Annotated in this window: 21 protein-coding genes, 1 tRNA gene and 1 riboswitch; of the genes, 11 read left to right on the forward strand and 11 right to left on the reverse strand. The window is 66.8% G+C overall.

Going from position 1 to position 24,623, the window contains the following annotated elements; all coding sequences use genetic code 11:
* Positions 1 to 52: 52 nt before the first annotated feature.
* Positions 53 to 193, reverse strand: a riboswitch (TPP riboswitch).
* A 219-nt stretch (positions 194 to 412) separates the two neighbouring features.
* Positions 413 to 676, forward strand: coding sequence for a DUF4235 domain-containing protein (locus tag DFO47_RS13230; protein WP_018760727.1), 264 nt, complete (start codon positions 413 to 415; stop codon positions 674 to 676).
* Here DFO47_RS13230 and mnhG read toward each other — a convergent pair whose 3' ends face one another.
* The 6 genes from mnhG to DFO47_RS13260 are packed head-to-tail and all read right to left on the reverse strand — an operon-like array spanning position 677 to position 7,042.
* Entirely contained in the window at positions 677 to 1,090 is a 414-nt protein-coding gene (gene mnhG, locus DFO47_RS13235; protein ID WP_018760726.1) for a monovalent cation/H(+) antiporter subunit G, read from the reverse strand.
* Positions 1,080 to 1,358, reverse strand: a complete 279-nt coding sequence (locus DFO47_RS13240; RefSeq protein WP_018760725.1) for a monovalent cation/H+ antiporter complex subunit F — start codon at positions 1,356 to 1,358, stop codon at positions 1,080 to 1,082. Before DFO47_RS13240 ends, mnhG begins: the two co-directional genes overlap by 11 nt.
* Positions 1,355 to 1,900: a Na+/H+ antiporter subunit E gene (locus DFO47_RS13245; RefSeq protein WP_018760724.1), complete on the reverse strand. Its 546-nt coding sequence runs from the start codon at positions 1,898 to 1,900 to the stop codon at positions 1,355 to 1,357. The genes DFO47_RS13240 and DFO47_RS13245 overlap by 4 nt, the downstream gene beginning before the upstream one ends.
* Positions 1,897 to 3,498 carry a Na+/H+ antiporter subunit D gene (locus tag DFO47_RS13250; protein ID WP_018760723.1) on the reverse strand — a complete coding sequence of 534 codons (1,602 nt, stop codon included), beginning with the start codon at positions 3,496 to 3,498 and terminating at the stop codon, positions 1,897 to 1,899. The genes DFO47_RS13245 and DFO47_RS13250 overlap by 4 nt, the downstream gene beginning before the upstream one ends.
* Positions 3,495 to 4,016: a Na(+)/H(+) antiporter subunit C gene (locus DFO47_RS13255; protein WP_133831922.1), complete on the reverse strand. Its 522-nt coding sequence runs from the start codon at positions 4,014 to 4,016 to the stop codon at positions 3,495 to 3,497. Before DFO47_RS13255 ends, DFO47_RS13250 begins: the two co-directional genes overlap by 4 nt.
* Positions 4,013 to 7,042, reverse strand: a complete 3,030-nt coding sequence (locus DFO47_RS13260; protein WP_133831923.1) for a Na+/H+ antiporter subunit A — start codon at positions 7,040 to 7,042, stop codon at positions 4,013 to 4,015. Before DFO47_RS13260 ends, DFO47_RS13255 begins: the two co-directional genes overlap by 4 nt.
* 196 nt (positions 7,043 to 7,238) lie before the next feature.
* On the opposite strand from DFO47_RS13260, the gene DFO47_RS13265 reads away from it, so the two are divergent.
* From DFO47_RS13265 to DFO47_RS13275, 3 genes are all read left to right on the forward strand, one after another.
* On the forward strand, positions 7,239 to 8,642 hold the full coding sequence (locus DFO47_RS13265) for an MFS transporter (RefSeq protein WP_026264349.1): 1,404 nt from the start codon (positions 7,239 to 7,241) through the stop codon (positions 8,640 to 8,642).
* A 63-nt stretch (positions 8,643 to 8,705) separates the two neighbouring features.
* Entirely contained in the window at positions 8,706 to 9,188 is a 483-nt protein-coding gene (locus DFO47_RS13270; protein ID WP_018760719.1) for a cation:proton antiporter regulatory subunit, read from the forward strand.
* A 5-nt stretch (positions 9,189 to 9,193) separates the two neighbouring features.
* Positions 9,194 to 10,375, forward strand: a complete 1,182-nt coding sequence (locus DFO47_RS13275) for a cation:proton antiporter (protein WP_133831924.1) — start codon at positions 9,194 to 9,196, stop codon at positions 10,373 to 10,375.
* A 34-nt stretch (positions 10,376 to 10,409) separates the two neighbouring features.
* Here the strand turns inward: DFO47_RS13275 and dcd are convergent, their stop codons facing one another.
* Positions 10,410 to 10,985, reverse strand: coding sequence for a dCTP deaminase (dcd, locus tag DFO47_RS13280; protein ID WP_018760717.1), 576 nt, complete (start codon positions 10,983 to 10,985; stop codon positions 10,410 to 10,412).
* 144 nt (positions 10,986 to 11,129) lie between these two features.
* Here dcd and DFO47_RS13285 point away from each other — a divergent pair, with 144 nt between their 5' ends.
* Positions 11,130 to 12,842: a CAP domain-containing protein gene (locus DFO47_RS13285; RefSeq protein ID WP_243835474.1), complete on the forward strand. Its 1,713-nt coding sequence runs from the start codon at positions 11,130 to 11,132 to the stop codon at positions 12,840 to 12,842.
* A gap of 33 nt (positions 12,843 to 12,875) precedes the next feature.
* Here the strand turns inward: DFO47_RS13285 and DFO47_RS13290 are convergent, their stop codons facing one another.
* Positions 12,876 to 13,337 carry an SRPBCC family protein gene (locus DFO47_RS13290; RefSeq protein WP_109045501.1) on the reverse strand — a complete coding sequence of 154 codons (462 nt, stop codon included), beginning with the start codon at positions 13,335 to 13,337 and terminating at the stop codon, positions 12,876 to 12,878.
* Between the two features lie 242 nt (positions 13,338 to 13,579).
* On the opposite strand from DFO47_RS13290, the gene DFO47_RS13295 reads away from it, so the two are divergent.
* From DFO47_RS13295 to DFO47_RS13300, 3 genes are all read left to right on the forward strand, one after another.
* Positions 13,580 to 13,650: transfer RNA gene (locus tag DFO47_RS13295), tRNA-Gly, on the forward strand.
* Positions 13,651 to 13,755: 105 nt separating this feature from the next.
* Complete coding sequence (locus DFO47_RS21125; RefSeq protein ID WP_018760714.1) at positions 13,756 to 13,896, forward strand: hypothetical protein; 141 nt, start codon at positions 13,756 to 13,758, stop codon at positions 13,894 to 13,896.
* Positions 13,893 to 15,062: a N(5)-(carboxyethyl)ornithine synthase gene (locus tag DFO47_RS13300; RefSeq protein ID WP_133831925.1), complete on the forward strand. Its 1,170-nt coding sequence runs from the start codon at positions 13,893 to 13,895 to the stop codon at positions 15,060 to 15,062. The genes DFO47_RS21125 and DFO47_RS13300 overlap by 4 nt, the downstream gene beginning before the upstream one ends.
* 101 nt (positions 15,063 to 15,163) lie before the next feature.
* On the opposite strand, the gene DFO47_RS13305 is transcribed toward DFO47_RS13300, so the two are convergent.
* Entirely contained in the window at positions 15,164 to 16,543 is a 1,380-nt protein-coding gene (locus DFO47_RS13305) for an MFS transporter (RefSeq protein ID WP_133831926.1), read from the reverse strand.
* 141 nt (positions 16,544 to 16,684) lie between these two features.
* On the opposite strand from DFO47_RS13305, the gene DFO47_RS13310 reads away from it, so the two are divergent.
* Positions 16,685 to 17,539, forward strand: a complete 855-nt coding sequence (locus tag DFO47_RS13310) for a LysR substrate-binding domain-containing protein (protein WP_018760711.1) — start codon at positions 16,685 to 16,687, stop codon at positions 17,537 to 17,539.
* A gap of 165 nt (positions 17,540 to 17,704) precedes the next feature.
* The gene (locus tag DFO47_RS13315) at positions 17,705 to 18,019 is read left to right on the forward strand and encodes a hypothetical protein (RefSeq protein ID WP_018760710.1); all 315 of its coding nucleotides are present in this window, start codon (positions 17,705 to 17,707) and stop codon (positions 18,017 to 18,019) included.
* Between the two features lie 122 nt (positions 18,020 to 18,141).
* On the opposite strand, the gene DFO47_RS13320 is transcribed toward DFO47_RS13315, so the two are convergent.
* Together DFO47_RS13320 and DFO47_RS13325 are read right to left on the reverse strand one after the other, a co-directional pair.
* Positions 18,142 to 21,660 carry a bifunctional proline dehydrogenase/L-glutamate gamma-semialdehyde dehydrogenase gene (locus DFO47_RS13320; protein ID WP_133831927.1) on the reverse strand — a complete coding sequence of 1,173 codons (3,519 nt, stop codon included), beginning with the start codon at positions 21,658 to 21,660 and terminating at the stop codon, positions 18,142 to 18,144.
* A 359-nt stretch (positions 21,661 to 22,019) separates the two neighbouring features.
* The gene (locus DFO47_RS13325) at positions 22,020 to 23,468 is read right to left on the reverse strand and encodes an amino acid permease (RefSeq protein WP_018760708.1); all 1,449 of its coding nucleotides are present in this window, start codon (positions 23,466 to 23,468) and stop codon (positions 22,020 to 22,022) included.
* Between the two features lie 166 nt (positions 23,469 to 23,634).
* Here DFO47_RS13325 and DFO47_RS13330 point away from each other — a divergent pair, with 166 nt between their 5' ends.
* On the forward strand, positions 23,635 to 24,549 hold the full coding sequence (locus tag DFO47_RS13330) for a LysR substrate-binding domain-containing protein (protein ID WP_133831928.1): 915 nt from the start codon (positions 23,635 to 23,637) through the stop codon (positions 24,547 to 24,549).
* The last annotated feature ends 74 nt before the right edge of the window (positions 24,550 to 24,623 follow it).

The following is a 24,623-nucleotide window of genomic DNA, read 5'->3' on the forward strand; positions in this document are numbered from 1 at the left end:
AACAGGAGGGGAAAGTGGCTCCGGCTGGCGGACCGTTGCCGGTCCGGCCGGACACTTTGAGAACTCGACTCCCTTGCGCCGGTACTAACCGGATCAGGTTCGAGGGTCTGCGGCTGTCCCGCACTCTCAGCGCCCACCTGCGGTTCCCGGCATGGCCAGGTTGTCCGACGGCGGCGCTCCCCTGTCGTTTTTGAATGTTGATGTTCGCGTGTTAATATTGCCCGGTTTGGGCGTGGTCAAGTTTACACCTGGCGGGGGCTGGGCGGCGGCCATGCCGGCTGTTGAACCGGATGTGACCGCGGACCGCCGCCAGCGGGCCCGAGAGGATGCCGGCCATGCCCTTGCCCGGACCGGTCCGGGTGTACGGCTAGGCTGGAGGCAGTCCGTTTTCCGCCCGCAAGGAGTACTAGGAATGAACCTCTTCATCAAGCTGCTCGGTACCGCGGTGAGCCTGGGCGCAGGCCTGGTCGGCACCAAGCTCGTCAACACCATCTGGGAGAAGACCACCGGGCAGAAGCCGCCCAGCGGCAAGGGCGAGGACGTGCCCACCAGCCTGCGGTCGGCCTTGACTTTCGCACTGATCTCCGCGTCCGTCAGCGCCATCATCCAGGTCCTGGCCAACCGGGGCACCCAGCGCGCCATCACCCGCTTCGCCAAGACGCAGGACATCGTCTAGCTACTGGCGGTTTTCGCCGTCGTCGCGGTTGTCCGTCAGGGCAGCCTCGGCGGCGGCTTTTTGCACTACGGCCTCAAGCTCATCGGCGGCGAGCAGCTCCCGGTGCAGGTGCTTGGTGCGGTAGCCGGCCCGGCCCACCATGTGCGCGGACACCGGCACCGTGAGCAGCTGGAAGATCCAGGCCACCACCAGGACCGGCCAAACCCACCAGCTGCGCATCTGCAGCCCAATGGCTGCCAGCAGCAGGAACAGGCCCAGGACCTGCGGCTTGGTGGCGGCGTGCATGCGGCTCATCAGGTCCGGGAAGCGGAGCAGCCCGATAGCGGCGCCCAGGGACAGGAGCGCACCCGCCACCATGAACACCGCGGAGGCAAGGTCGATCCACGCGTCCGCGCCGGAAAAGTCAGGATTCATGGGGGTTCACCCTCCGGTCGGCGACGAACCGGGCCACCGTGACCGACCCGATGAACCCAATGATGGAGATGGCCACCACCAGCATCAGGTTGTTCAGGTGCCGGTTCACGGCCATGTCCACGCACAGGGCCCCGCCCAGGATGGCGAGCAGGACATCGGCCGCAAGCACCCGGTCCAGCAGCGAAGGGCCGCGGGCAATCCTGATGATGGCCCCGCCCGCGGCGAGGGAGAAGATGACGGCCGTGACCGCCAGGACAACGGGCATCATGCGGACGCCTCCATTCGGACGGCTTCAAGTTCTTCGGCGGACCCCATGATGCGGATCAGGCCCGCTTCGATGGACCGGACCTCGTTCCGCAGGCCCTCGATGTCCTGCTTGGAGGTGATGTTGAGTGCGTGCAGGTACAGGGTGGAGGCCGGGCGGTCCACCTCCACCACCAGGGAGCCGGGAATCAGGGAGATCACGTGCCCGGTGGCGGTGACGATCAGGTCCTGGTGGCTCCGGAGCTTCACCGCGACGACGGCGTTGGTCACCTTGGGTCCGCGGACGGTGGCCAGGTACAGGACCTGGCCGCTGGCGACCACCACTTTCGCCAGGAAGGCAAAGGCGAAGGGCACGGCGTACAGGATGTTGAACCGGCCGCTGAGTTCCACCGGCGGAAGGTAGAACAGCCTGGCAACGCCTACCGCCAGCAGGGCACCGAAGAGCAGGTTCCCGGGGCTGAAGTCCTGCCACAGGGCACCCCACACGATTACCAGCCACACCAGGAGGGGAAGCTCCTGCCGCAGCGAAATCCGTTTGCGGCTCATCGTCCTCCTCCCGTCACGGTGGCCGGAACGGCGGTATTGCTGCCGAGGACCGACTGGATGTAGGGGGCCCGGTCGAGCATGTCCCGCGCAGCCTGGTCGGAGAGCCCGAACAGCGGCCCGGCGAACACGGTGAGCGCGACGCCGAGCACCACCAGGCCAAGGGTTGATCCCACCATGGTGCGCGGCAGGAGCGTGACCGTGTTGAGTTTGGCGCCCGGACCGGCGGCGCGCCCCGAGGGGCCGGCCAGCAGCACGGGGTCCGGATGTTCGGCGTCCTCCGGCTTCCGCCAGAACGCCCGGTTCCATACGCGGGCAATGGCCAGCAGCGTCAGCAGGCTGGTCAGCACCCCGCCGATCACCAGTGCGTAGGCCAGCGGGGTCCCCAGCTCAATGCCGGCCTGCAGCAGGCCCACCTTGCCGAGGAACCCTGAGAACGGGGGGATGCCGGCCAGGTTCATGCCGGGGATGAAGAACAGCATTGCCAGCAGGGGCGAGAGCTTGGCCAGGCCGCCCAGCCGGTCAACGGAGGAGCTGCCGCCGCGGCGTTCGATCAGGCCGGTCACCAGGAACAGGCTGGTCTGGATGGTGATGTGGTGGGCCACGTAGAAGACCGCAGCCGCCAGCCCGGCCACGGAGGACATGGCCAGCCCGAACACCATGTACCCGATGTGGCTGACCAGGGTGAACGAGAGCAGACGTTTGATGTCGCTTTGCGCCAGCGCACCAAGGATGCCCACCACCATGGTCAGCAGCGCCACTACCATCAGTGGCGTGTTCAGGGTGTCGCCGGGGAACAACAGCGTCTCGGTCCTGACCATGGCGTACACGCCCACCTTGGTCAACAGGCCGGCGAACACGGCGGTGACGGGTGCCGGCGCCGTGGGGTAGGAGTCGGGGAGCCAGAAGGACAGCGGGAAGACGGCGGCCTTGATGCCGAACGCCACCAGCAGCATGACGTGCAGCAGGGTCCTGGTGCCTTGGTCCAGGTCGCCCAGTTTGAGGGCGAGGTCAGCCATGTTGACGGTGCCGGTTGCGCCGTACACCATGGCGATGGCGATCAGGAACAGCACGGAGGACACCACCGACACCACCACGTAGGTGACGCCGGCGCGGATCCGGGGCCCGGTGCCGCCCAGGGTCATCAGCACGTAGCTTGCGGTCAGCAGGATCTCGAAGCCGACGTAGAGGTTGAAGAGGTCGCCGGAGAGGAACGCGTTGGACACCCCCGCCACCAGGATCAGGTAGGTGGGGTGGAAGATCGAGACCGGTGCGTCTTCGTCGCCGTCGGCCATGCCTTGCCCGGTGGCGTACACCAGCACGGCGAGGCTCACTGCCGAGGAGACCACCAGCATCAGCGAGGAGAACTGGTCCACCACCATCACGATGCCCCAGGGCGGCAGCCAGCCGCCGATGGTCACCGCGGCGGTCCCGCTGTTCCACGCGGACGCCAACAGGAGGCATTCGAGGGCCAGGGTGAGTGACAACAGTCCGATGCTGACCGCCCGCTGGGCCCGGGAGTGCCGGATCAGGAGGAAGGTCAGTGCGGCGCCCAGGATGGGAAGGACGACGGCGAGCGGGGCCAGGCTGGCGATGTTCACTTTTTGCCGCCTTCCGGGCCGGATTCGATGGTGAGCGAGCCGGGCTGTTCTTCCGCGGCTGCCTGTTCGGCCGGCATTTCCCGGCCTCCCGCCGTGACGGTGGCGAGCGGAAACTCGGATGTTTCGGCCGGGATTTCGGCGTCGTCCTCCGCGTCGAAGCTCGGTGTTTCCGCCACCCGGAGGTCCTCCACGTCGTCCTGGATATCGTCCTGGCGGGCCAGGACCCACGTGCGGTAGATGATGCCCAGCATGAACGCCGTGACGGCGAAGGAGATCACGATCGAGGTCAGGATCAAGGCTTGCGGCAGGGGGTCGTTGTAGTCACCGGCGGGGGTGTCCTTGGTGAAGAACGGAGCCAGGCCGGCGTATCCCCCGGTGGAGAGGATCAGCAGGTTGGTGGCGTTGGCCAGCAGCATCAGCCCCAGCAGGACGCGGGTGAGGCTGCGTTCGAGGATCAGGTAGATGCCGCAGGCATAGAGGGCGCCCATGACGATCAGCAGGGTCAGGTTGACGCTCATGCGTTGCCCTTTGCGGTGGTCTCGGCAGGAATACGGTCCGGTTCCTGGTCCTGCTGTGCCGGTTCAGGCCCGGCCGCAGCGGACCGTTCTTCCATGTGTTCATCGATCTCGGCACCCAGGCTGCGCAGCACGTCGAGCACCAGGCCCACCACCACCACGTACACGCCGATATCGAAGATGGTGGAGGTGACGAACTTGATGTCGCCGAAGACGGGCAGCCACACCTCGATGATGGCGGACTGGAACACCTGGCCGCCCAACAGCAGGGGCGTCACGCCGGAGGCAGCGGCCAGGGCCAGGCCGGTGCCCAGCAACGCACCGGCGCTCAGCGGTGCGGCTTCCCTCAGTTCGAACCGCCCGCCGGCCAGGTAGCGGATGGTCAGGGCCAGGCCGGCGGTCAGGCCGCCGGCGAAACCGCCGCCGGGCAGGTTGTGGCCGGCCAGCAGCAGGTAGAGCGAGAAGATGATCATCGAGTGGAACATCAGGCGGGTGACCACCTCGAAGATGATGGAGCGGCGTTCCGGGGCGAGGGTCCTGCCCGCCACGATCCAGGCGTCCCGTGCCGAGGCGGCGAACTTCCGGCTGATGGCCAGCGCCGCACCGTCGCGGGACCCGGGGTCCACGCCGTGGTACCGCCCCACGGTGCCCTCGGCAACGGAGGCGGACCGTTGCAGGCGGTCTCCGCGGCCGCGGACGAAGATCAGGCTGGCCACGCCGGTGGCGGCCAGGGCCAGGACGCTGATCTCGCCGAATGTGTCCCACGCCCGGATGTCCACGAGCGTCACGTTCACCACGTTCAGGCCGCCGCCGCCCTCGTAGGCGAGCTGCGGGAACTGCAGGGACACCGGGATGGCGGTCCTGGCTCCCATGGCGAAGATCGCGGCGAACACCATGGTCACGCCGAAGCCCAACCCGATGATGACGCGCAGCACCCGGTACTTTCCGCCGGTGCGGTCACGAAGCTCAGGAGGAAGGCTGCGCATGGCCAGGACGAACGCCACCAGGATGATGGTTTCCACCAGCATCTGGGTCAGGGCAAGGTCGGGGGCGCCCTGCAGGGCGAACATGAGGGCGATGCCGTACCCGGTGACGGAGACCATCAGCACCGCCAGGAAGCGCTTGTTGGCCTTGACGGCGGCAAGGGCGCCAATCACGATGCCCGCGCCGGCCACGAGCTGCAGCGGCGAGTGCGGGTCCACGAGGTAGATGTCCTGCGGCAGGGCATTGCCGCTGAACAGGATGGCGGTGAGCGGCAGGACGAACGCCACGCTGAGGATTACGGCGAGGTAGAAGTAGAGGGAACCGCGCTGGGTCCGGCCCGTGATCCAGACGGCGGCGTCGTCCAGGGCGCCGATGGTGAGCTGGTAGCCCCGGTCGCCGTCCACCCAGCCCGGAACCCGTGCCTGCACCCTGGCCACGGCGTTGCGGCCGACGTACATCGCCAGGCCCAGCACGAACGTGACGGCCGTCAGCCCCAGTGCCGGGGTGAAACCGTGCCACAGCGCCAGGTGGCCGGCCTGCTCAGCCGGCGTTCCGGCGTCGGGCGCCGTGGAGGCGAACAGCGCCGCGTAAGGCTGGATCCAGGCGTCAACCGGTACCGGCCAGAGCCCGTAGGCGATGGTCAGGAGGCTCAGGACCGCGGGCGCGGCAAGGAAGGAGGGCCGGATGGCTTGAAACGGGGTGGGCTCCACGCCGGGCTTCGCCGCGAAGGCACCCCACATGAACCTGGCGCTGTAGGCGAAGGTCAGGATGGATCCCACCACCAGGCCGGCCAGCACCACCATGCCCCACGGACCGGCATGCGGGCTGGTGGCGTGGTGCACGAACGCTTCGAGTACCGATTCCTTGGCCACAAACCCGGCCAGCAGCGGCACCCCGGCCATGGAGGCCGCACCGATGCCCGCCACGATGCCCAGGGCCCGCGAGGACCGGAAGACGCCGGAGAGTTTCCGCACATCACGGGTCCCGGACTGGTGGTCGATGATGCCCACCACCAGGAACAGCGTGGCCTTGAACAGGCCGTGGGCCAGCAGCATTGCAAGCCCGGCCAGGGCGGCGTCCGGTGTCCCCAGGCCCACCACCATGGTGAGGAAGCCCAGCTGGCTGACGGTGCCGTAGGCAAGGATCAGCTTGATGTCGGTCTGCCGGAGCGCCCGGTAGCCTCCCACCAGCATCGTGGCCAGGCCCAGGCCCAGGACCACGGGCTGCCAGTACGCCGTCTCCGCAAAGCCCGGGGCAAGGCGGGCCACCAGGTAGATTCCCGCCTTGACCATCGCCGCCGCGTGCAGGTAGGCACTGACGGGGGTCGGCGCAGCCATGGCACCCGGGAGCCAGAAATGGAACGGGACCAGCGCGGACTTGGTGATGGCACCCACCAGAATAAGCACGACGGCGGCGCCCACCGTGGCGCCTGACGGTCCGGAGACCAGCGCGGCCGCTTGCTCAAGGATGCTGGAGATGCGGTAGGTCCCTGCGGTGCAGCCCAGCATGATCAGGCCCACCAGCATGGCCAGGCCGCCTGCCGTGGTGACCATGAGCGCCTGCAGGGCGGACCGGCGGGCCGCGAGCCGGGTCCTGGCGAACCCGATCAGGAGGTAGGACAGGATGGTGGTGAGTTCCCAGAAGATGAACAACAGCAGCAGGTCATCGGCCAGCACCAGGCCGAACATGGCGCCGGCGAAGGCAAGCAACTGCGCGCCGAACGCACCGAGGTCCTGGTCTTTCCGTTTGAAATACCGGGCGCAATAAAGCAGCACCAGCGCACCGACACCCAGCACCAGCAGGGACATCACCCAAGCCAGCGCGTCCATCCGGAACGCAAACTCAAGGTGGAGGCCGGGAATCCATTCAAAGACTTCGGATACTGCGCCGGACCCGGAATAGACGGCGTCGTGCTGGAAGGCCAACCAGGCGAAGGAAACAGCCGGGACGGCCGCCAGCGCGTAGAACGCATTCCGGCCCCAGGCCCTGAAGAGGAAAGGCGCCAGGACAGCCACCGAAAAGTGCACGGCAAGGACTGTTATCACTGGTATCTCCGCAACGTCAGGGATTCGATTGTCAAAAGTTGGAGCAGGCGGCAAGAAAGTTAGATCCGGGAGGCTCCAGTTTACCAAGGCCCCGGCACCACCTTTTCTTGTGCGGGGTGGGCCGGGCGGCGAATTCCCCCACGTCACAGGGCTGTGCTCCGCCGGGTGTTCGCCACGGGCGGATACGATTCAACGTATGAACAGCGCCAGCGCTCAGGGGGCAATGCGGCCTGCCTCGGAACTTGAGTCCGGAACCCGGACTTCCACCAAGCGCCGCATCCTGGCGTGGGCCTCCTGGGACTGGGGTTCGGCGGCCTTCAACGCGGTCATGACCACGTTCGTCTTCACCGTCTACCTGACGTCCAACGCCTTCGGCGGGGAGGACAGTGCTTCCGCGGTCCTGGGCTCCGCCCTGGCTGTTGCCGGATTGGCCATCGCGCTCCTGGCTCCGGTCACCGGCCAGCGCTCGGACGCGGGCGGCCGCCGCAAGCTGTGGCTGGGAGTGAACTCGGCCGCCGTCGCCATCCTTACCGCCCTGTGCTTCTTCGTGTTTCCGCACCCGGAATTCCTGCTTCCCGGCGCCTGCCTGATTGCGCTGGGCAATGTGTTCTTCGAGTTCGCCGGCGTGAACTACAACGCCATGCTGGCCCAGGTTTCCACGCCGCAGAACATCGGGAGGGTCAGCGGGTTCGGCTGGGGCGCGGGCTACGTCGGCGGAATCGTGGCCCTCCTGATCGTCCTGCAACTGTTCGTCCAACCGGCTTTCGACTGGGTCGGGGCGTCCACCACGGACAGCCTGAACATCCGGTTGGTAGCTGTCTTCTCCGCGCTCTGGTTTTTCGTCTTCGCCCTTCCGGTGTTGTTCGCCGTTCCCGAACTGCCCCGCGGCACCAATACCGCCCGCCTGGGCTTCCTGGCCAGCTACGGGCTGCTGTTCCGGCGCATCAAGGCCATCTACGCCACCAGTCCGCACACCATTTACTTCCTGCTGGCCAGTGCCGTCTTCCGGGATGGGCTGGCCGCCGTCTTCACCTTTGGCGGCATCATCGCGGCCGGGACCTTCGGCTTCGCTCTGTCGCAGGTCATCTTCTTCGCGATCTTCGGGAACGTGGTGGCGGCCATCGGTGCCGTGATCGGCGGCTTCCTGGATGACAAAGTGGGCCCCAAGGCCGTCATTACGGGTTCCTTGGTGGGGCTCCTGGCCGCCGGGACCGCCATCCTGGTGCTGGGCAACGGAAACTATTCCTTCTTCGGCATGAATTGGGCGGGGAGCACCACGTTCTGGGTGTTCGGACTGTTCCTCTGCCTGTTCGTCGGCCCGGCCCAGTCCTCATCCCGCGCCTACCTGGCCCGCCTGGCGCCGCATGGGGAATCGGGAGAGCTCTTCGGGCTGTACGCCACCACCGGACGCGCCGTCAGCTTCCTGGCCCCCGCACTCTTCACCCTCTGCATCACCGTGGCCACCCCGCTGGTGCCAGCCGGGCAGGCCCAGCGCTGGGGCATCCTGGGCATCATGGTGGTGCTCCTGGCCGGGCTTCTGGTCCTGCTGCCGGTGAAGTCACCGGACAAGGCCCCCATCGCCGTGGTCCCCACTGCCTGACCCTCCCTCAGGCACCCGGCCAGGGCCCGGGCCCGGTGTTGCCAGGCAGACTAGGCTGGAACCATGAACGTGGACGAGACCAACCTGCCCGGCCTGGGCCGCCGGAGGGATTTCATGACCGCCTCGGGGCGCCGCATTGGCGTCGTGGAGCTGCGGGAAGGCCAGACCGAACTCATCGTCTCCACCTGGGACGATCCTGATACCTGCCAGGCGTCGATTCCGCTCACCAGCGACGAAGCCGCCACGTTGGGCAACCTCCTGGGCGGCACCCACCTGGCCATGAAGCTCGCCGAGGAACACAAGGACGTCCCGGGCATCGTTACCCGCCAGTTCTCCATCGCCGCTGACTCCCCGTTCCAGAACCAGCCCATGGGCAAGGCCTGCATCCGTACCAGGTGCGGCGTCTCCATTGTGGCCATCATGCGCGAAGGAGAGGTGCTGCCCTCGCCCGGGCCCGACGTCGTCCTCCACCCTGGCGACCTGCTGGTGGCGGTGGGCACCCAGGAAGGCCTGGACTCGGCGGCCAATATCCTGCGCCACGGCTAAGCCGAATGGACCCGTTGGCCCAGACCCTCATTGAGCTGGGGGCCGTTGTGTTCTGCCTCGGCCTGCTGGCCAGGCTGGCCGGCCGGATTGGAATGTCCCCCATCCCGTTCTACCTGCTGGGCGGACTCGCGTTCGGGGCAGGCGGCATCGTCAAGCTGGAGGGAATGCACGAGTTTGCGCACCTTTCCGGCGAAATTGGCGTCATCCTCCTCCTCCTTATGCTCGGATTGGAATATACGGCTGCCGAGCTTTTCACCGGGCTGCGCCGTTCGTGGCAGGCCGGCGTCCTGGACCTGGTCCTGAACTTTATTCCCGGCGCAGGCCTGGCGCTGGTCCTGGGCTGGGGCGGCGTCGGTGCCATGGTCATGGGCGGGGTCACGTATATTTCGTCGTCCGGCATTGCTGCCAAGGTCATTACGGACCTGGGCCGGCTGGGAAACCGTGAAACACCGGTAGTGCTGTCCATCCTGGTCTTCGAGGACCTCGCCATGGCCGTGTACCTGCCCATCCTCACTGCCACGCTCGCAGGTGTGAGTTTCCTGGGCGGCCTCACCACGGTGGGAATCGCCCTGGCGGTGGTGAGCCTGGTCCTGATGGTGGCGCTGCGGCACGGGCACCACGTCTCCAAAGCCGTCCACAGCGAGAACTCCGAGGTCTTCCTGCTCAACGTCCTGGGTGCCGCGTTGCTGGTGGCCGGCGCGGCGTCGGCCATGCAGGTGTCCGCTGCGGTGGGCGCCTTCATGCTGGGCATCGCCATCTCCGGCGCCACGGCACACAGCGCCACCCGCATCCTCGAGCCGCTGCGCGACCTTTTCGCCGCTATCTTCTTCGTGGCGTTCGGGCTGAACACGGATCCCACGTCCATCCCCCCGGTTTTGGGCTGGGCCCTGGTGTTGGCGGCGGTCACGGCGGGCACCAAGATGCTGACCGGTATCTGGGCGGCGAAACGCGCCGGAATCGCCCGGCCGGGCCGCTTCCGCGCCGGCGCCGCGCTCATCGCACGCGGCGAATTCTCCATCGTGATCGCGGGGCTGGCGGTCGCGTCCGGGGCGGTTCCGCACCAGCTGGCGGCGCTGGCCACGGCCTATGTGCTGCTCATGGCGGTGCTGGGCCCGTTGGCGGCGCGCTACGTGGAACCCTTCGCAAAGGCTGCCATCCGGCGGCCCGTGATCGCGCCGCGGGTTTAGGGCTGCCGCGCCGCCGGATCCAGCGCTGCCGGAGCTAGATGCTGGTGCGGTGGAAGTTCAGGTGGCTGCGGCTGGCCGTGGGACCGCGCTGGCCCTGGTACCGGTTGCCGTACTCCCCCTGGCCGTAGGGGAACTCCGCGGCGGAGCTGAGCCGGAAAAAGCAGAGCTGGCCGATCTTCATGCCGGGCCAGAGCTTAATCGGCAGGGTGGCCATGTTGGACAGCTCCAGCGTGACGTGCCCGGAGAAACCAGGATCGATGAAGCCTGCAGTGGAGTGTGTCAGGAGGCCAAGCCGGCCCAAGGATGACTTGCCTTCCAGGCGGGCGGCGATGTCATCGGGCAGGGTGACGGTTTCGTACGTGGACCCCAGGACGAACTCCCCAGGGTGGAGGATGAACGCTTCGTCCTGCTCCACTTCCACCAGCCGCGTCAGTTCGGGCTGCTCCAGCGCTGGGTCGATGTGCGCGTACTTGTGGTTGTCGAACAACCTGAAGAATTTGTCGATCCGCACATCCACGGACGATGGCTGGACCATCGCGGGGTCGTAAGGTTCCAGCACGATCCGCTGGGAATCAATTTCGGCACGAATGTCGCGGTCAGAGATCAGCACGGCTCCCAAATTACCGTATCGGTTATCCACACCCGCACTTTCCCGTTGTTGCTGTGGCCCCGTGGGGCTAATGTTGCGAATGAAAGCCGCCGGAATGGTCTCCCGGGTAGGCATGACAGAGCTGGGGATGTTGTGAATAAATTGGTGGCACCGTCTTTTATTGGCGTGCTCTGCGCGTTGGCGCTGGTCTCATCGTCCGCCACTGCTCCTCCTGCGCCGCCGTTTGGCCAGGCTTCGGGCACGGCGAGCATCACCCTCGCGGCTCCCTTGGTGCGCGACGCCGGCCGGTCCGCTGCGGCGAACACAGGCGTCGGAAACCTCACGCCGGCCGTGGACCCGGACATCCGGGCCGCTTCACCGCTGCCCGCCTCCACCCCGCCCGCCGCTGCGTCCGCGCCCGCCACGTCATCAACGGCTGCGGCATCCTCCCCGTCCACGCCGTCCACCACGCCGTCCACCGGAGCGCTGCCCGCCGCCACCTCCGCAGCGACGACATCCGACGTGCCGTCCATCCCTCCGCTCTGGGCGCCCGACCACGAACTCGCCGCCCAGGCCCAGCTGGCCGCACCCGAATCGGCCACCGCGCTGCCCTCCACCGAGGCGCTGGTCCCGGACAGCAACGCCGCCGCCATCCTCACGGTCTTCACCAAGATCAATGAGTACCGGGTGGCCAACGGCCTGAACAAGGTGAAATACCACCCCACCGTGGCCGGCCTGTCCCAGGAATGGTCGGACAACATCGCCACCCGGGAGGTGGTGGAACACCGGGCCTCCTTCTGGACAGACCCCCGCGCGATGAGCCCCAACAACGGGGCCGGTGAGATCATCGCCATCCGCACGGACCGCGACGCCGCCCAGCTTGTGGAATGGTGGAAGGGCTCCCCCGGGCACAACGCCATGCTCCTGGATCCCAGGTTCAACGTCATGGGAGCCGGCATCTCCTACACCAACTCCACCTACCAGATCTGGGGAGTGGTGAACTTCTTCGGGTACACCACGCTGCCCGCCGGCACCCTCGATTCCCCGGGCGGCGCCGGCTCCGGCGGGCCCTTCCCGGCACCCCCGCCAAGCCTCTGCGATGCCCCGGTACGGCACATGCCGCCCACCCTGAACCTTTCCGCCGCCGCCATCACCGGCCCGGCTGACCTCGTGTCGGTCGACTCCGCGGGGCAACTGTTGAACAGGGCAGCCACCGGCCCCCGTACCTACGCCGCAGCGAAAGTGATCGGCTCAGGGTTCGCCGGCGCCAAGGAAGTCTTCGTGACGGACTGGGACCGCGACGGCACCTACGACGTCCTGGTCCAGTGGACCACGGGCAACCTGGCCCTCTACCGGGGTATCGCCACCGGCGGCTTCCAGGCGCCCATCACGCTCGGCACCGGCGGCTGGAACACCTTGACCCTGGCGGTGGGAGGCTGGTGCGCCAACAACAGGATGCCCCAGATCCTCGCCCTCGACGGCTCCGGAAACCTGTTCCTCTACCCGAACAAGGGCACCGGCGACATTGCCGACCGCGTCACCATTGCCACCGGCATCACCGCCTCCCGGCTGGCCATGGTGGACTTCGACGGTGACGGCTTCCAGGACATCCTGGCGCTCAAGGCCGACGGCAGTGCCACGCTGTACCGCGGGTGGGGTACCACCACGCTTCGCGCTGAGGCACGTCCCACCGTAGCCACGGGATGGACGGACGTCACCGGGATCCGCGCGCTGCGCAACGTCACCGCGCTGAACTCCCGGGGGGTGGCACTCCGCCGGGCAAACGACACCGTGCAGTACTGGGACCTGGGCTCCGGAAGCCTCGCGTCGCCGTCGAACCTTGCCGGGCCCTGGACCGGCCAGCGGCTGGCGCAGTAGTCCCGGGAGGTGGGGCCGCCGGCTCCGCAGGGTTCAGAGGGCGGGCTGGAGTTCCAGGACGTCCTTCAGCCGATCGAGCTGGCCGACGTCGGAGCTGACGCGGCGCTGCAGCATCCCGTCCAGGAGCCCCAACCGGTTGAAGATGCTGAACCGGCCTTCGCGTTTGGCCTCCACGGCGAACCTGACGCGGGTGCCGGAGCCTTCGGTGCTGAGGTAGTACCCGCCCCAACGGGTGGCGGGCCCGGAAACGATGTGGAATTCGATTTCAGCCCCGGGCCGGATATTGGTGATTTCCAGCTCCGCCGGAATGCTTAGCCCGGAGCGGCCGGCCACCATCTTGCGGTAAACGGCGCCCTTGCTGTCGGCCGGACCCTGCACGAGCTTGACACTGCGGACGTCGTGCCGCCAGGAGGGGAGGTTGGTGGCGTCAAGGAGGTACTGGTAGACGGCCATGGCGTCACGCTCAATGAGGACCTCGTTTTCTGCGCTTGCCATGAAGATATTTCCTGTGGTTGACGTCGGCTGCCGCAGTAGTTGCCTCCCCCAACGTGGCCGCTACCCGGATCAGGTTAGCCAGCGCCCGTCCGCCGGACCTAGCCGGCAGGGCCGACGTTATTGAAGAGTTACTGGATGACGCCGCAGGGTTGGAGGACACGCAACGCCCCGCTTGCCGGGTTGGCGGGGAGCCCCTCGATCTGCGCTAAGCTAAGTTCTGCCCCGCGCGAATGGGGGGCACTGCGGCTGTAGCTCAATGGTAGAGCGCTAGCTTCCCAAGCTTGATACGCGGGTTCGATTCCCGTCAGCCGCTCTGAAACCTCCCTCCCCGCATGTTGCAGCCACCCCGGTGCCCATTAGGTGCAGGGGTGTAGGGTCGGTAGTCAGGAACCCTTTCGGTTCCGCTACAGGAGCAATCATGGCTGACAAGTCCCCGCGTCAATCGGCATCAAAAAAGTCCGGCAAGTCCATCAAGGAAAAGCGCGCAGACAAGAAGGCCGCCGCAGCGCCGGCCAGCTCCCTGGACATCACGTCCACCAAGGCCGCAAAAAAGAAGTGAGCGGCCACGAACCCCGGCTGAGCCTGGGCGTCCTGGCCTCCACGCGAAAACCGGACGAGCGCCGCGTACCCATCCACCCCCTGCACCTCGAACGGATCGCCCCCGCACTGCGGCAGCGCATCATCCTGGAGCAGGGCTACGGCGAGCGCTTCGGCGTCCCGGACAGCCACCTTTCCACGCTGGTGGGACGCATGGCGGCCCGGGAAGAACTGCTGGCCGCGGCCGACGTCGTCCTCCTGCCCAAACCGCAGCCGGAAGACCTGGCGGAGATGCGGGACGGGCAGGTCCTCTGGGGATGGCCGCACTGCGTCCAGGACCGGGCCATCACCCAGCTGGCGATTGACAAGAAACTGACCCTCATCGCGTTTGAGGCGATGAACCACTGGGCCAGCGACGGCGGGTTCGGCCTGCACGTGTTCCACAAGAACAATGAGCTGGCCGGCTACTGCTCGGTCCTGCACGCCCTTGCGCTGACGGGTTCCACCGGGGACTACGGGCGCCGGCTAAGCGCCGTCGTGATTGGCTTCGGCGCCACGGCGCGCGGGGCGGTGACGGCGCTGAACGCGCACGGCATCCACGATGTCCAGGTGCTGACCAACCGCGGCGTAGCAGCGGTGGGCGCCCCCATCCATTCAGTGAACATCGTGCAGTTCGACCACGACGACGAGGCTCCCTTCCTGAGCCAGGTCATCACCGAACGGGGCAGGGTTCCGCTGGCACCGTTCCTCGCCGAGAGCGACATCGTGGTCAACTGCACGCTGCAGGACCCGAACAACCCGCTCACGTACCTGCGGACCGAGGACCTGGCAGCATTCAGCCCCGGCAGCCTTATCGTTGATGTTTCCTGCGATGATGGCATGGGCTTCAGCTGGGCCAAGTCCACCACGTTTGCGGCTCCGATGATCACGGTCGGCGACCACATCAACTACTACGCGGTGGACCACAGCCCGTCCTACCTCTGGAACTCCTCAAGCTGGGAGATCAGCCAGGCGCTTCAACCGTTCCTCGAAACAGTCATGGGCGGACCGGCAGCGTGGGACGCGAACGACACAATAGCGCGGGCCATCGAGATCCGCGACGGCGTCATTCGAAACGAGGCTGTGCTGCAATTCCAGGAACGCGCCGCGGAGTACCCGCACCCGGCGTTGCAGCTGGCAGCCCTCTAGGCAGCTCCCCCCGAAGGGCAACCGGGCACGGCGCCGACCCCGGTTGCCCCAGTAGCGCCTGCGGCCCCTATTAGGCGCCGGGTTTTTGGGGCGCCGGGGTTTTAGGCGCCGGCGTGCCGGCTGACGATCCGCAACGGGTGGCGCCCCTTCAGGTCCATCCGGAGCTGCAGGCCGCCCTTGCGGGCCAGCACGGACCCCACCGACAACGCGGCCAGCGCGGGTACGCCACCGGACACCAGCAGCGCGGCGTGCGGGTTCACATGCTCGGCGATCCAGCCCAGCATGGGCCCGCCCAGCGCCTGGCCGCCGATCAGCACCATGATGTACAGGCTCATGACCCGGCCGCGGATGGCCATGTTGGAACTGACCTGCACCAGTTGGTTGGACCCGGTGAGGAACATCAGGCACCAGAACCCTGACAGGACCATGACCGCCCCGAACCACACCATGGACGGGGCAAGGGCAGCCAGGCAGAGCATCAGTCCGTACATCCCGGCGCAGAACACCACGGACCGCAGGCGCAGCTGCCGACGCCGGGTGGACGCCACGGCGCCGAACAGTGCCCCGAGTGCCACCAGGGCGTTGAGGAGGCCATACCCGCCGGCCCCCACCTGGTAGACGTGGTCCGCGAACGCGGCAAGCAGCACCGGCAGGCTCATGGCGAACACCGCGATGAACCCGGCCATGAGCCATGGCCAGTAAATGGTGGGCTTGCTCAGGGCGTAGCGCAGCCCCTCCCGGAGCATGCCCTTGCTTTTGGGCGTCGGGGCGCTGACGAAAAGCTGGTCCTTGCGCAGGAGCAGGAGCATGGTCACCGTGGAGCAGCAGGCCAGCGCGTTCGCCGCGAACGCCCAGCCGGCCCCCACCGCCGTCAGGAGCAGCCCCGCGATGGCCGGCCCGATCAGGCCGCCCAGCTGGAAGGTGGTGGAGTTGACGCTGATGGCGTTCCGCAAGTACTTGGGGCCCACGAGCTCGTTGACGAACACCTGGCGGGCGGGCTGGTCAAGGACGGTCACCAGGCCCAGGACAAACGCGATGACGTAGACGTGCCACACCATGATCACGCCGGTCAGGGCCAGGACGGCCAGCGCCGCCGCAAGGACGGCGGCCACGCTCTGGCACAGGATCAGGATCTTCCGTTTGGCGAACCTGTCCGCGATCATCCCGCCCCAGGGGCCAAGCACCAGGGACGGCATGAACTGCAGGGCCACCGTGAACCCCACGGCCGTCACGGATCCCGAGAGCTGCAGCACCAGCCAGTCCTGGGCGATGCGCTGCATCCAGATGGCGATGACGGCGATGAAGTGGCCCATGGCGAAGATCCGGAAGTTGGGCACTTTCAGCGAGATGAAGGTGTGCCGCCAAGGCAGCTTTTCAGGGACGACGGCGAGCGGCTGGGTCTGGTTATCCGGCGGCGCTGAGCCCGCCGCGTCGATAACTGGCTGGGTGACGGAGGCCGACGAAGGCGGTGGGGGTGCCACAGGTGTGTCCTCAAAATTGCGGGCGGTCTGGGATGTCTTTAACGCTAGGCTGGCGGAGCCAATTATGGAGCGGTATGGTCCCTATAACTCGTATTGCAAAACGCAATACACGCCGACTGTGAATGCCGCGGGAGTCCCGAGATGTTTGAACCAGCCCAACTGCGATCCTTCCTTGCGGTGGCCGATACCCTGAGCTTCACCAAGGCCGCCGAACGCCTGGGGCTGGCGCAGCCCACCATCAGCCAGCACATCCGCAAGCTTGAAACGGCCGCCAAGCGCAGCTTGATCGCCAGGGACACCAGGGACGTGCGGCTCACCGACAACGGCGACGCCATGGCCGGATTTGCCCGGAATATCCTCGCGGCCCACGATGCAGCCGCACGCTACTTTTCCGGGTCCGCAATGCGCGGGCGGCTGCGGTTCGGCACGGCGGATGATCTCGCCATCACCGGGCTGCCGCGGATCCTGCGCGAATTCCGGCAGATCTATCCGCAGATCAACCTGGAACTCACGGTGGGCCAAAGTGACCAGCTCTACCGAAAACTCAACGCCGGCCAACTGGACCTGGTTTTCGTAAAGTGGGTGGCCGGGGCGAAGGACGGCACGGTGGTCCAGCATGATTCGTTCTCGTGGGTGGGCCTTGAACAAACGTCACTGGAACCCGGAACGCCCGTGCCGTTGATCGCCTACCCGTCCCCCAGCCTCAGCCGGAAACTTGCCATCGATGCCTTGGAAGCCCACGGCCGGACTTGGCGGATCACCTGCACCACCCGCCAGATCAGCGGGGTGCTCGCGGCCGTCCGGGCGGGCATCGGCGTTGCCGTCATGCCCACGTCACTGGTCCCGGATGACCTGAAGATCATCACCCGGCGCTTCGACCTGCCCGCGGTGGGAGATGTGGACTTCACCTTGATCCGCAATCCGCTGGCAAACTCAGAGGTAATTGACGCCCTCACCCAATCGATCGTTGGCCGGACCATTAACCGCCAAACTTAACCCCGTGGCAGCCCGAATTCCAGCATTTGGCGGGATTAGGGGGACCGTGTCCATTGATAGGGGAGGTGCCATCCCCTATGCTCTATTACCAAGGTCAAGCAGCAGGCCGCGTTCACTAACACAGACGCGCGTCCGCATGCCGGCCGCGTTTGGGACAGGCAGCCAATGACGACAGCCAGGAACACCCATCTCAACTCCGCGCACGCACGCCCGTACGCCGAGGCACGGCCTTCCACCCGCCAGAGCACCCTCGGCAGCGGACGGGCTTCGGTTGATACCGGATACGTCGGCAAACCCACCTGCGACAAGTGCCGGACCGACGAATTCGTCTACCTTGAGTCCTATATTCCCCCCACGTACCGTCGCGACGGCAGCGTGGCCGCACTGGGCGAAGTGGCCTACACCTGCACCCACTGCGAGGAATTCTCGGCCCACAACGTCCCAGTGACCTGGACGCCGCCCGGCTGGTACTTGGGCTAAAGAAACCGGCCAGACACACTGCATTAGAGACAAGGCCGGGCAGCCACCGTTCAGTGGCTGCCCGGCCTTTCCTTGCGCCTGGCTGCGGCGCGCGGGTTTCCAGGGATCAGAGCCTCAATGGCTCAGATCAGTGCGTCGGAGAGGTGGTTCGGGGTTCCGAACCGGTGGGCGGTGATGCTGACGGCCTGCTCGTGCAGGAACGGCAGCAGCTCCACCCGCCCGGCCTCCGTGACCGAATGGGCGTACACCGCAAGGTCGGGCCGTCCGCCGGTCGCCTCGGCAAGGGCGGATGCATCGCCGCCGATCAGGCGGATGCGGCCGCCGGACAGCTTGCCCGCGGAGGCGAGGCGTCCTGCCGAAGCCAGCCAGCCGGCGTCGGACTCCACCGTCACTTCAATATCCTGTGCGGTGAGCACGGCACGCAGCTGGGCCGGAAGTTCGACGGCGGTGGAAACGGTGAGCGCGGAGCCCGCCAGCACGCCGGCCGCCACGGTCCGTACGAGGTGCGACAGCGGAGCACCTTCGGACAGGCGGATCGTGACGGGGAGGTTCCGGTAGCGGAAGACGTTGCGTTCCGCGCTCAAGCCCGAAACGTCCTTGGCGGTGCCGAACTCCCCGGCCCAGGCCTCGGCGTCGGACGCCAGTGCCCGCTGGACCGATTCCAGCGCTGCGGCGCCAAGAACCGGTGCGGCTGCGTCCAGGACCCGGCGGACACCCCCGTGAGTCACCGGGGCAGTGGCGGTGCTGGTGGCAGGAACCCAGTCGCCCAGGCCCGCCAGGTAATTCGGGCCGCCCGCCTTGGTGCCGGCTCCGACGGCTGACTTCTTCCAACCGCCGAAGGGCTGGCGCTGCACGATGGCGCCGGTGATGCCGCGGTTCACATAGAGGTTGCCGGCCTGGATGGTGTCCAGCCAGATGCCGAGTTCCTCCGTGTTGAGCGAGTGCAGGCCCGCCGTGAGTCCGTACTCGATCTGGTTCTGGATGGCGATGGCTTCTTCCAGCGTCGCAGCGGTCATCACACCCAGGACCGGGCCGAAGAACTCGGTCAGGTGGAAGTAGGAGCCGCGCTTGACGCCGTACCGCACGCCGGGGCTCCACAGCCGCCCGGTGCCATCCAGCTTCTTCGGTTCCACGGCCCAGCTTTCGCCCTCGCCAAGCGTGGTGAGCGCGTTGAGGAGCTTGCCGTTGGCGGGCTCGATGATGGGGCCCATCTGGCTGGTGGGATCCTGAGGGTAGCCCACCTTGAGTGAGGTGACGGCGTCGATCAGCTGGTTGTGGAACCGCTTGGACGTGGCCACGGAGCCCACCAGGATCACCAGCGAGGCCGCGGAGCACTTCTGGCCGGCGTGGCCGAATGCGGAGTAGGCCACGTCCTTGGCTGCCAGGTCCAGGTCGGCGCTGGGGGTGACGATGATGGCGTTCTTGCCGCTGGTTTCGGCCAGCAGCGGCAGGTCCTTGCGGAAGGAGCGGAACAGTTCGGCGGTCTCGTAGCCGCCGGTGAGGATCACGCGGTCCACGGCCGGGTGGCTGATCAGCTGGCGGCCGAGCTCCCGCTCCCCCAGCTGCACCATGATCAGGACGTCCTTGGGGACGCCGGCTTCCCACAGGGCTTCGACCATCACGGCACCGCTGCGGGCGGCCTGCTTGGCGGGCTTGATCACGACGGCGGACCCGGCGGCGAGTGCCGCAAGCGTGGAGCCTGCGGGGATGGCGACCGGGAAGTTCCATGGCGGTGTGACGACGGTGAGCTTGGCTGGGACGAACGTGGCGCCGTCGACCGTGTCCAGCTTGCGTGCGGACTCGGCGTAGTAGTGCGCGAAGTCGATGGCCTCGCTGACCTCGGGATCGCCCTGGTCGATCGTCTTCCCGGTCTCGCTGGCCATCACCTCGAGGAGATCGGCGCGGCGGGCCTCGAGGATGTCGCCGGCGCGGTGCAGGATCTCGGCGCGCTCGTTGCCGGAAAGCTTGCCCCAGGCTTTGCCCTTTTCCACGGCGGTTTCGATGGCGGTGTTGAGCGCGGCTTCGCCGTTGATGAAGGCGGCCTCAACAGCGGCGTTGCCCAGGGTGGAGGACGGGACGCGTTCCAGGATGGCCCGGCCCCAGGTGCGGTTGGCCGGCAGCGCGGGGTCGGTATCGGGGGTGTTCCGGAATCCGGTGTGCGGCAGGGCCTCCGGGGCCTGGTTCCGGTCCTGCCTGCGGTTGGGCAGCGGAACGGTGTTGTCCAGGGCGTCCAGCGAGGACAGGAACCGCTGCTTTTCCCGCTCGAACAGTCCCTCGTTCTCACTGAGCTCGAACACTGCGGACATGAAGTTTTCCTGGCTGGCGCCCTCTTCGAGGCGGCGGATCAGGTAAGCGATGGCGACGTCGAACTCGGCCGGGTGCACCACCGGGGTGTAGAGCAGCAGGGAGCCGACATCCTTCTTGACGGCTTCGGCCTGGCCCTGTGCCATGCCCAGCAGCATCTCGAATTCGATACCCTGTTCTGCGGCATCCGCGATGCCGCGCTGCTTGGCCAGCAGCCAGGCGAAGGCGATATCGAAGAGGTTGTGGCCGGCCACGCCGATCCGGATGTTCTTGATCCGGTCCGGGTGCAGCGCATAGTTGATGACCCGCTTGTAGCTGGTGTCGGAGTCCTGCTTGGAGCCCCAGGTGGCCAGCGGCCAGTCGTGCAGCGAGGATTCCACCTGCTCCATGGGGAGGTTGGCGCCCTTGACCACGCGGACCTTGATGCCGGCCCCGCCGTTGGCGCGGCGCGCGGCGGCCCAGTCCTGCAGCCGGATCATGGCGGACAGTGCGTCCGGGAGGTAGGCCTGGAGCACGATGCCGGCTTCGAGGTCCTTGAACTCCGGATTGTCCAGGATCCTGGTGAAGACCGCGATGGTCATATCCAGGTCCTTGTACTCCTCCATGTCCAGGTTGATGAACTTGGCCTTCCTGCCAGGGCCCGCGAAGGAGGCAGCGCGCCGGAACAGCGGGGTGAGCTTGTCGACGACGTGCTCCACGGCTTCCTCGAAGGCCCAGGCCGAGTGCGGGGCCACGGTGGAGGAGACCTTGATGGAAACGTAGTCGACGTCGGGGCGGGCCAGCAGGGTGTGCGTGCCCTCCAGCCGGCGGGAGGCCTCGTGCTCGCCGAGGACCGCCTCGCCGAGCAGGTTGACGTTGAGCTTGATGCCGTCCTTCTTGATCTTTGCGATGGCCGGTCCCAGCTTGGCATCGGTGGCGTCAACGATCAGGTGGCCCACCATTTCGCGCAGGACCTTGCGGGCCACGGGGATGACCACCTGGGGCAGGACGGGGGCCATGGTCCCGCCGAGAGCCACGGCGCGGCGCATGTACCAGGGCAGGAAGGCCGGAACCTTGGGGGCCAGTGCGGCCAGGTTGCGGGCGGCTACGTTCAGGTCCTCGGGGCGGACCACGCCGTCCACGAATCCAACGGTGAACTCCAGGCCGTTGGGGTCTTTCAGCACGCCGGCGAGCTGTTGGGCGGAGGCGTCGACCGGAACCTTCGACGCCTCGGTGAGCCAGCGGCGGACCAAGGCGACCGCTTCGTCGGCGAGTGCCTTCGCCTGGGGGACGTCGACGTCGACCGTCTGCGCCGTGGCAGCGACGGGGGCTGCAGGTTCCATTGCAACGTGGGTCATGGTTTTCCCGTTCTTTCCTGGGGTTGGGAGGAGGTCTTTCCACCAGTATGAGCTTCGAATCACATAAGATAAAGCGATCTTTTCCAACCAATACAGGTTAGGAAAACCAATCTTTTAGCCCCTTTCGCAACCCCCGCTCACCTTCGACAGTCAAACCCCCAACCCCCGCTCAGATCCTGCGAATAAATTCCAAACGCCCGCTCACATTCTGCGACTAAACAGCGAAACCCTCCTGCACGTGATGCGCAGGAGGGTCCCCTGTTCTTGCAAGATGTGAGCGGGCGTTTCAGGAACCGCCGCCAGATGTGAGCGGGCGTTTCAGGAATTACGGTCGGATGTGAGCGGGCGTCGGGAAGGGGTCAGGACAGGGGGCGGTGCGTGTCCGCGAGCTCCTGGTGGCGCGGGCTGTTGGGGTTCATCAGCGAGTGCTTGCGTCCGTAGCCGAAGTAGATCACCAGGCCGATGATGAGCCACACCACAAACCGCAGCCAGGTTTCCCAGTGCAGCTGCAGCATCAGGAAGGCCGAGGCGAGCACGCCGAAGGCCGGGATCACGGGCATCAGGGGCAGGCGGAAAGTACGGGGCGCGTCCGGCCGCTTGTAACGGAAGATGATCACGGACAGGCAGACGACGACGAACGCGGCCAGGATGCCGATATTGGTCAGGTCCGCGACCGCCTTAATGGGGAAGACGCCGGCCAGGAAGGCGGACGCGATGCCGCCGATCCAGGTGACGCGCTGGGGGGTACCGTTGCGGTCCGTCTTGGCGAACCAGCCCGGCAGCAGGCCGTCGCGGCTCATGGAGAACCACACGCGGGTCACGCCCAGGAGGAAGGTGAGCATCACGGTGAGGATGGACAGCACGGCGAACACCGAAATGATGGTGGCAATAACCGGCAGCCCCACGGACGTGAACGCGGAGGCGAAGCCCGCCTTGGGGTCGATGTCCTTGTAGTTCTGCATGCCGGTGAGGACAAGCGTGGCGGCAACGTACAGCAGCATGGCAATGATGAGCGAGAGCACGATGGCCTTGGGCATGTGCTTTTTGCCGTCCTTGGCTTCCTCGGCCGCGGTGCTCATGGCGTCGTAGCCGAATACAGCGAAGAAGACGGTGGCGGAGCCGGCAACCACGGGGCCGAAGCCGCTGGGCATGAACGGGTTGTAGTTATTGGTGTCGATGTAGAAGACGCCCAGCCCGATGATGAAGAGGATCAGGACCACCTTGATGCCCACCGCCACGAGTTCAAACCGGCCGAACGCCTTGGTGCCGCGGGAGAGGATCCAGGTGACCAGGAGGCAGACCAGGATGGCGGGAATGTTGACGATGCCGCCCTTGCCTTCGTCAAAGGTGGAGGTGACCGCGGCCGGCAGGTGGATGCCGATGCCGGCGAGGAAGGCGTCAAGGTAGCCGGAGATGCCGATGGCCACCACGGCGACGATGGCAATGTATTCCAGCAGCAGGTCCCAGCCGATGAACCAGCCGATCACCTCGCCGAGCGCTACGTAGCCATAGGTGTAGGCGGAACCGGCACGCGGGATCATGCCCGCGAATTCCGCGTAGGAGAGGGCGGCGGCCGCTGAGGCGAGGCCTGCGATCAGGAACGAGATCAGCACCGCGGGCCCCACCCCGGGAGTTCCGTCGCTGCCGGCCGCCACCAGTCCCGCGAGGGAGAAGATGCCGACGCCGATAATGCCGCCAACACCGATGGCGGTGAGCTGCCACAGCCCGAGGGACTTGAAAAGGCCGCTGTGTTTGCTTTCTTCTTCGATGTCGTCGATGGGCTTGCGCCGCATGATCGACTGGGTCATGTCTCTACTCATCAGGAACTCCTGCTGTGGGGTGCGACCCCGCCGCGGCACGCCAGGGGATGGCTGTGACGGGGGTAACTCGGTTCCAACAGTATGCGTGGGCGCTTGCATTAGATAAAGTGAATCCTTCTAACCAATATTCGTTAGTTTCAGTTAGGAATCCGCTATGCTTGACGTCCGCCGGCTGCGGCTCCTGCGTGAATTGAGCATCCGTGGAACGCTCGCGGAGGTGGCGGAGGCGCTCCAGTACAGCCCGTCGTCCGTCTCGCAGCAGCTCGCGCTCCTGGAGAAGGAAGTCGGCGTCGAATTGCTCCGCAAAACCGGCCGCCGGGTACAGCTCACGCCCCAGGCCGAGGTACTCGTGGCGCACACCGCGCAACTGCTCGAAACCATGGAACAAGCCGAGGCGGACCTAGCCGCATCCCTGACCACGGTGACCGGCACGGTGCGGATTGCGGTCTTCCAATCGGCCGCGCTGGCGCTGATGCCGGACACCCTGACGCGCATGGCCGCCGCCTACCCCGAGGTGCGGATCGAGATGATCCAGCGGGAGCCCGAAACGGCACTGCACGAGACGTGGGCGCGGGACTTCGACCTGGTGATCGCGGAGCAGTACCCGGGCCACGCCGCCCCGCGCTACCCCGAGCTGGACCGGGTAAAGCTGACCACCGACGCCATCCGGCTTGCGGTTCCCCCGGCGTCCGACGACGGCCCGGCCATCCGGTCACTGGCGGACACTGCGGACCTTGCCTGGGTCATGGAACCGCGGGGTGCCGCGTCCCGGCACTGGGCGGAGCAGGCCTGCCGCAGTGCCGGGTTCGAGCCCGATGTCCGTTTTGAAACCGCTGACCTGCAGGCCCAGGCCCGCCTGATCGAGTCCGGCAACGCGGTGGCGCTGATGCCGGACCTGGTGTGGACCGGCCGCGGCACCACAGCGCAGCTCCTGGAGCTTCCCGGCACGCCGCACCGCACCATCTTCACCTCGGTCCGCCGCTCCAGCGTCCAGCGCCCGGCAATCCTCGCGGCCCGCGAGACGCTCGCCGCAGCCGCCGCAGCCGTGGCGGGGACGGACGCCGGGTGACCGGCCGCCGTCGTCCGTGACCAATGTGTTTCCTGCGTCACTGCGGGCAACGGAGCACAGGTCTAGACTGGATC

This window comes from Arthrobacter sp. AG258 (assembly GCF_004364695.1).
Taxonomy (GTDB): Bacteria; Actinomycetota; Actinomycetes; order Actinomycetales; family Micrococcaceae; genus Arthrobacter.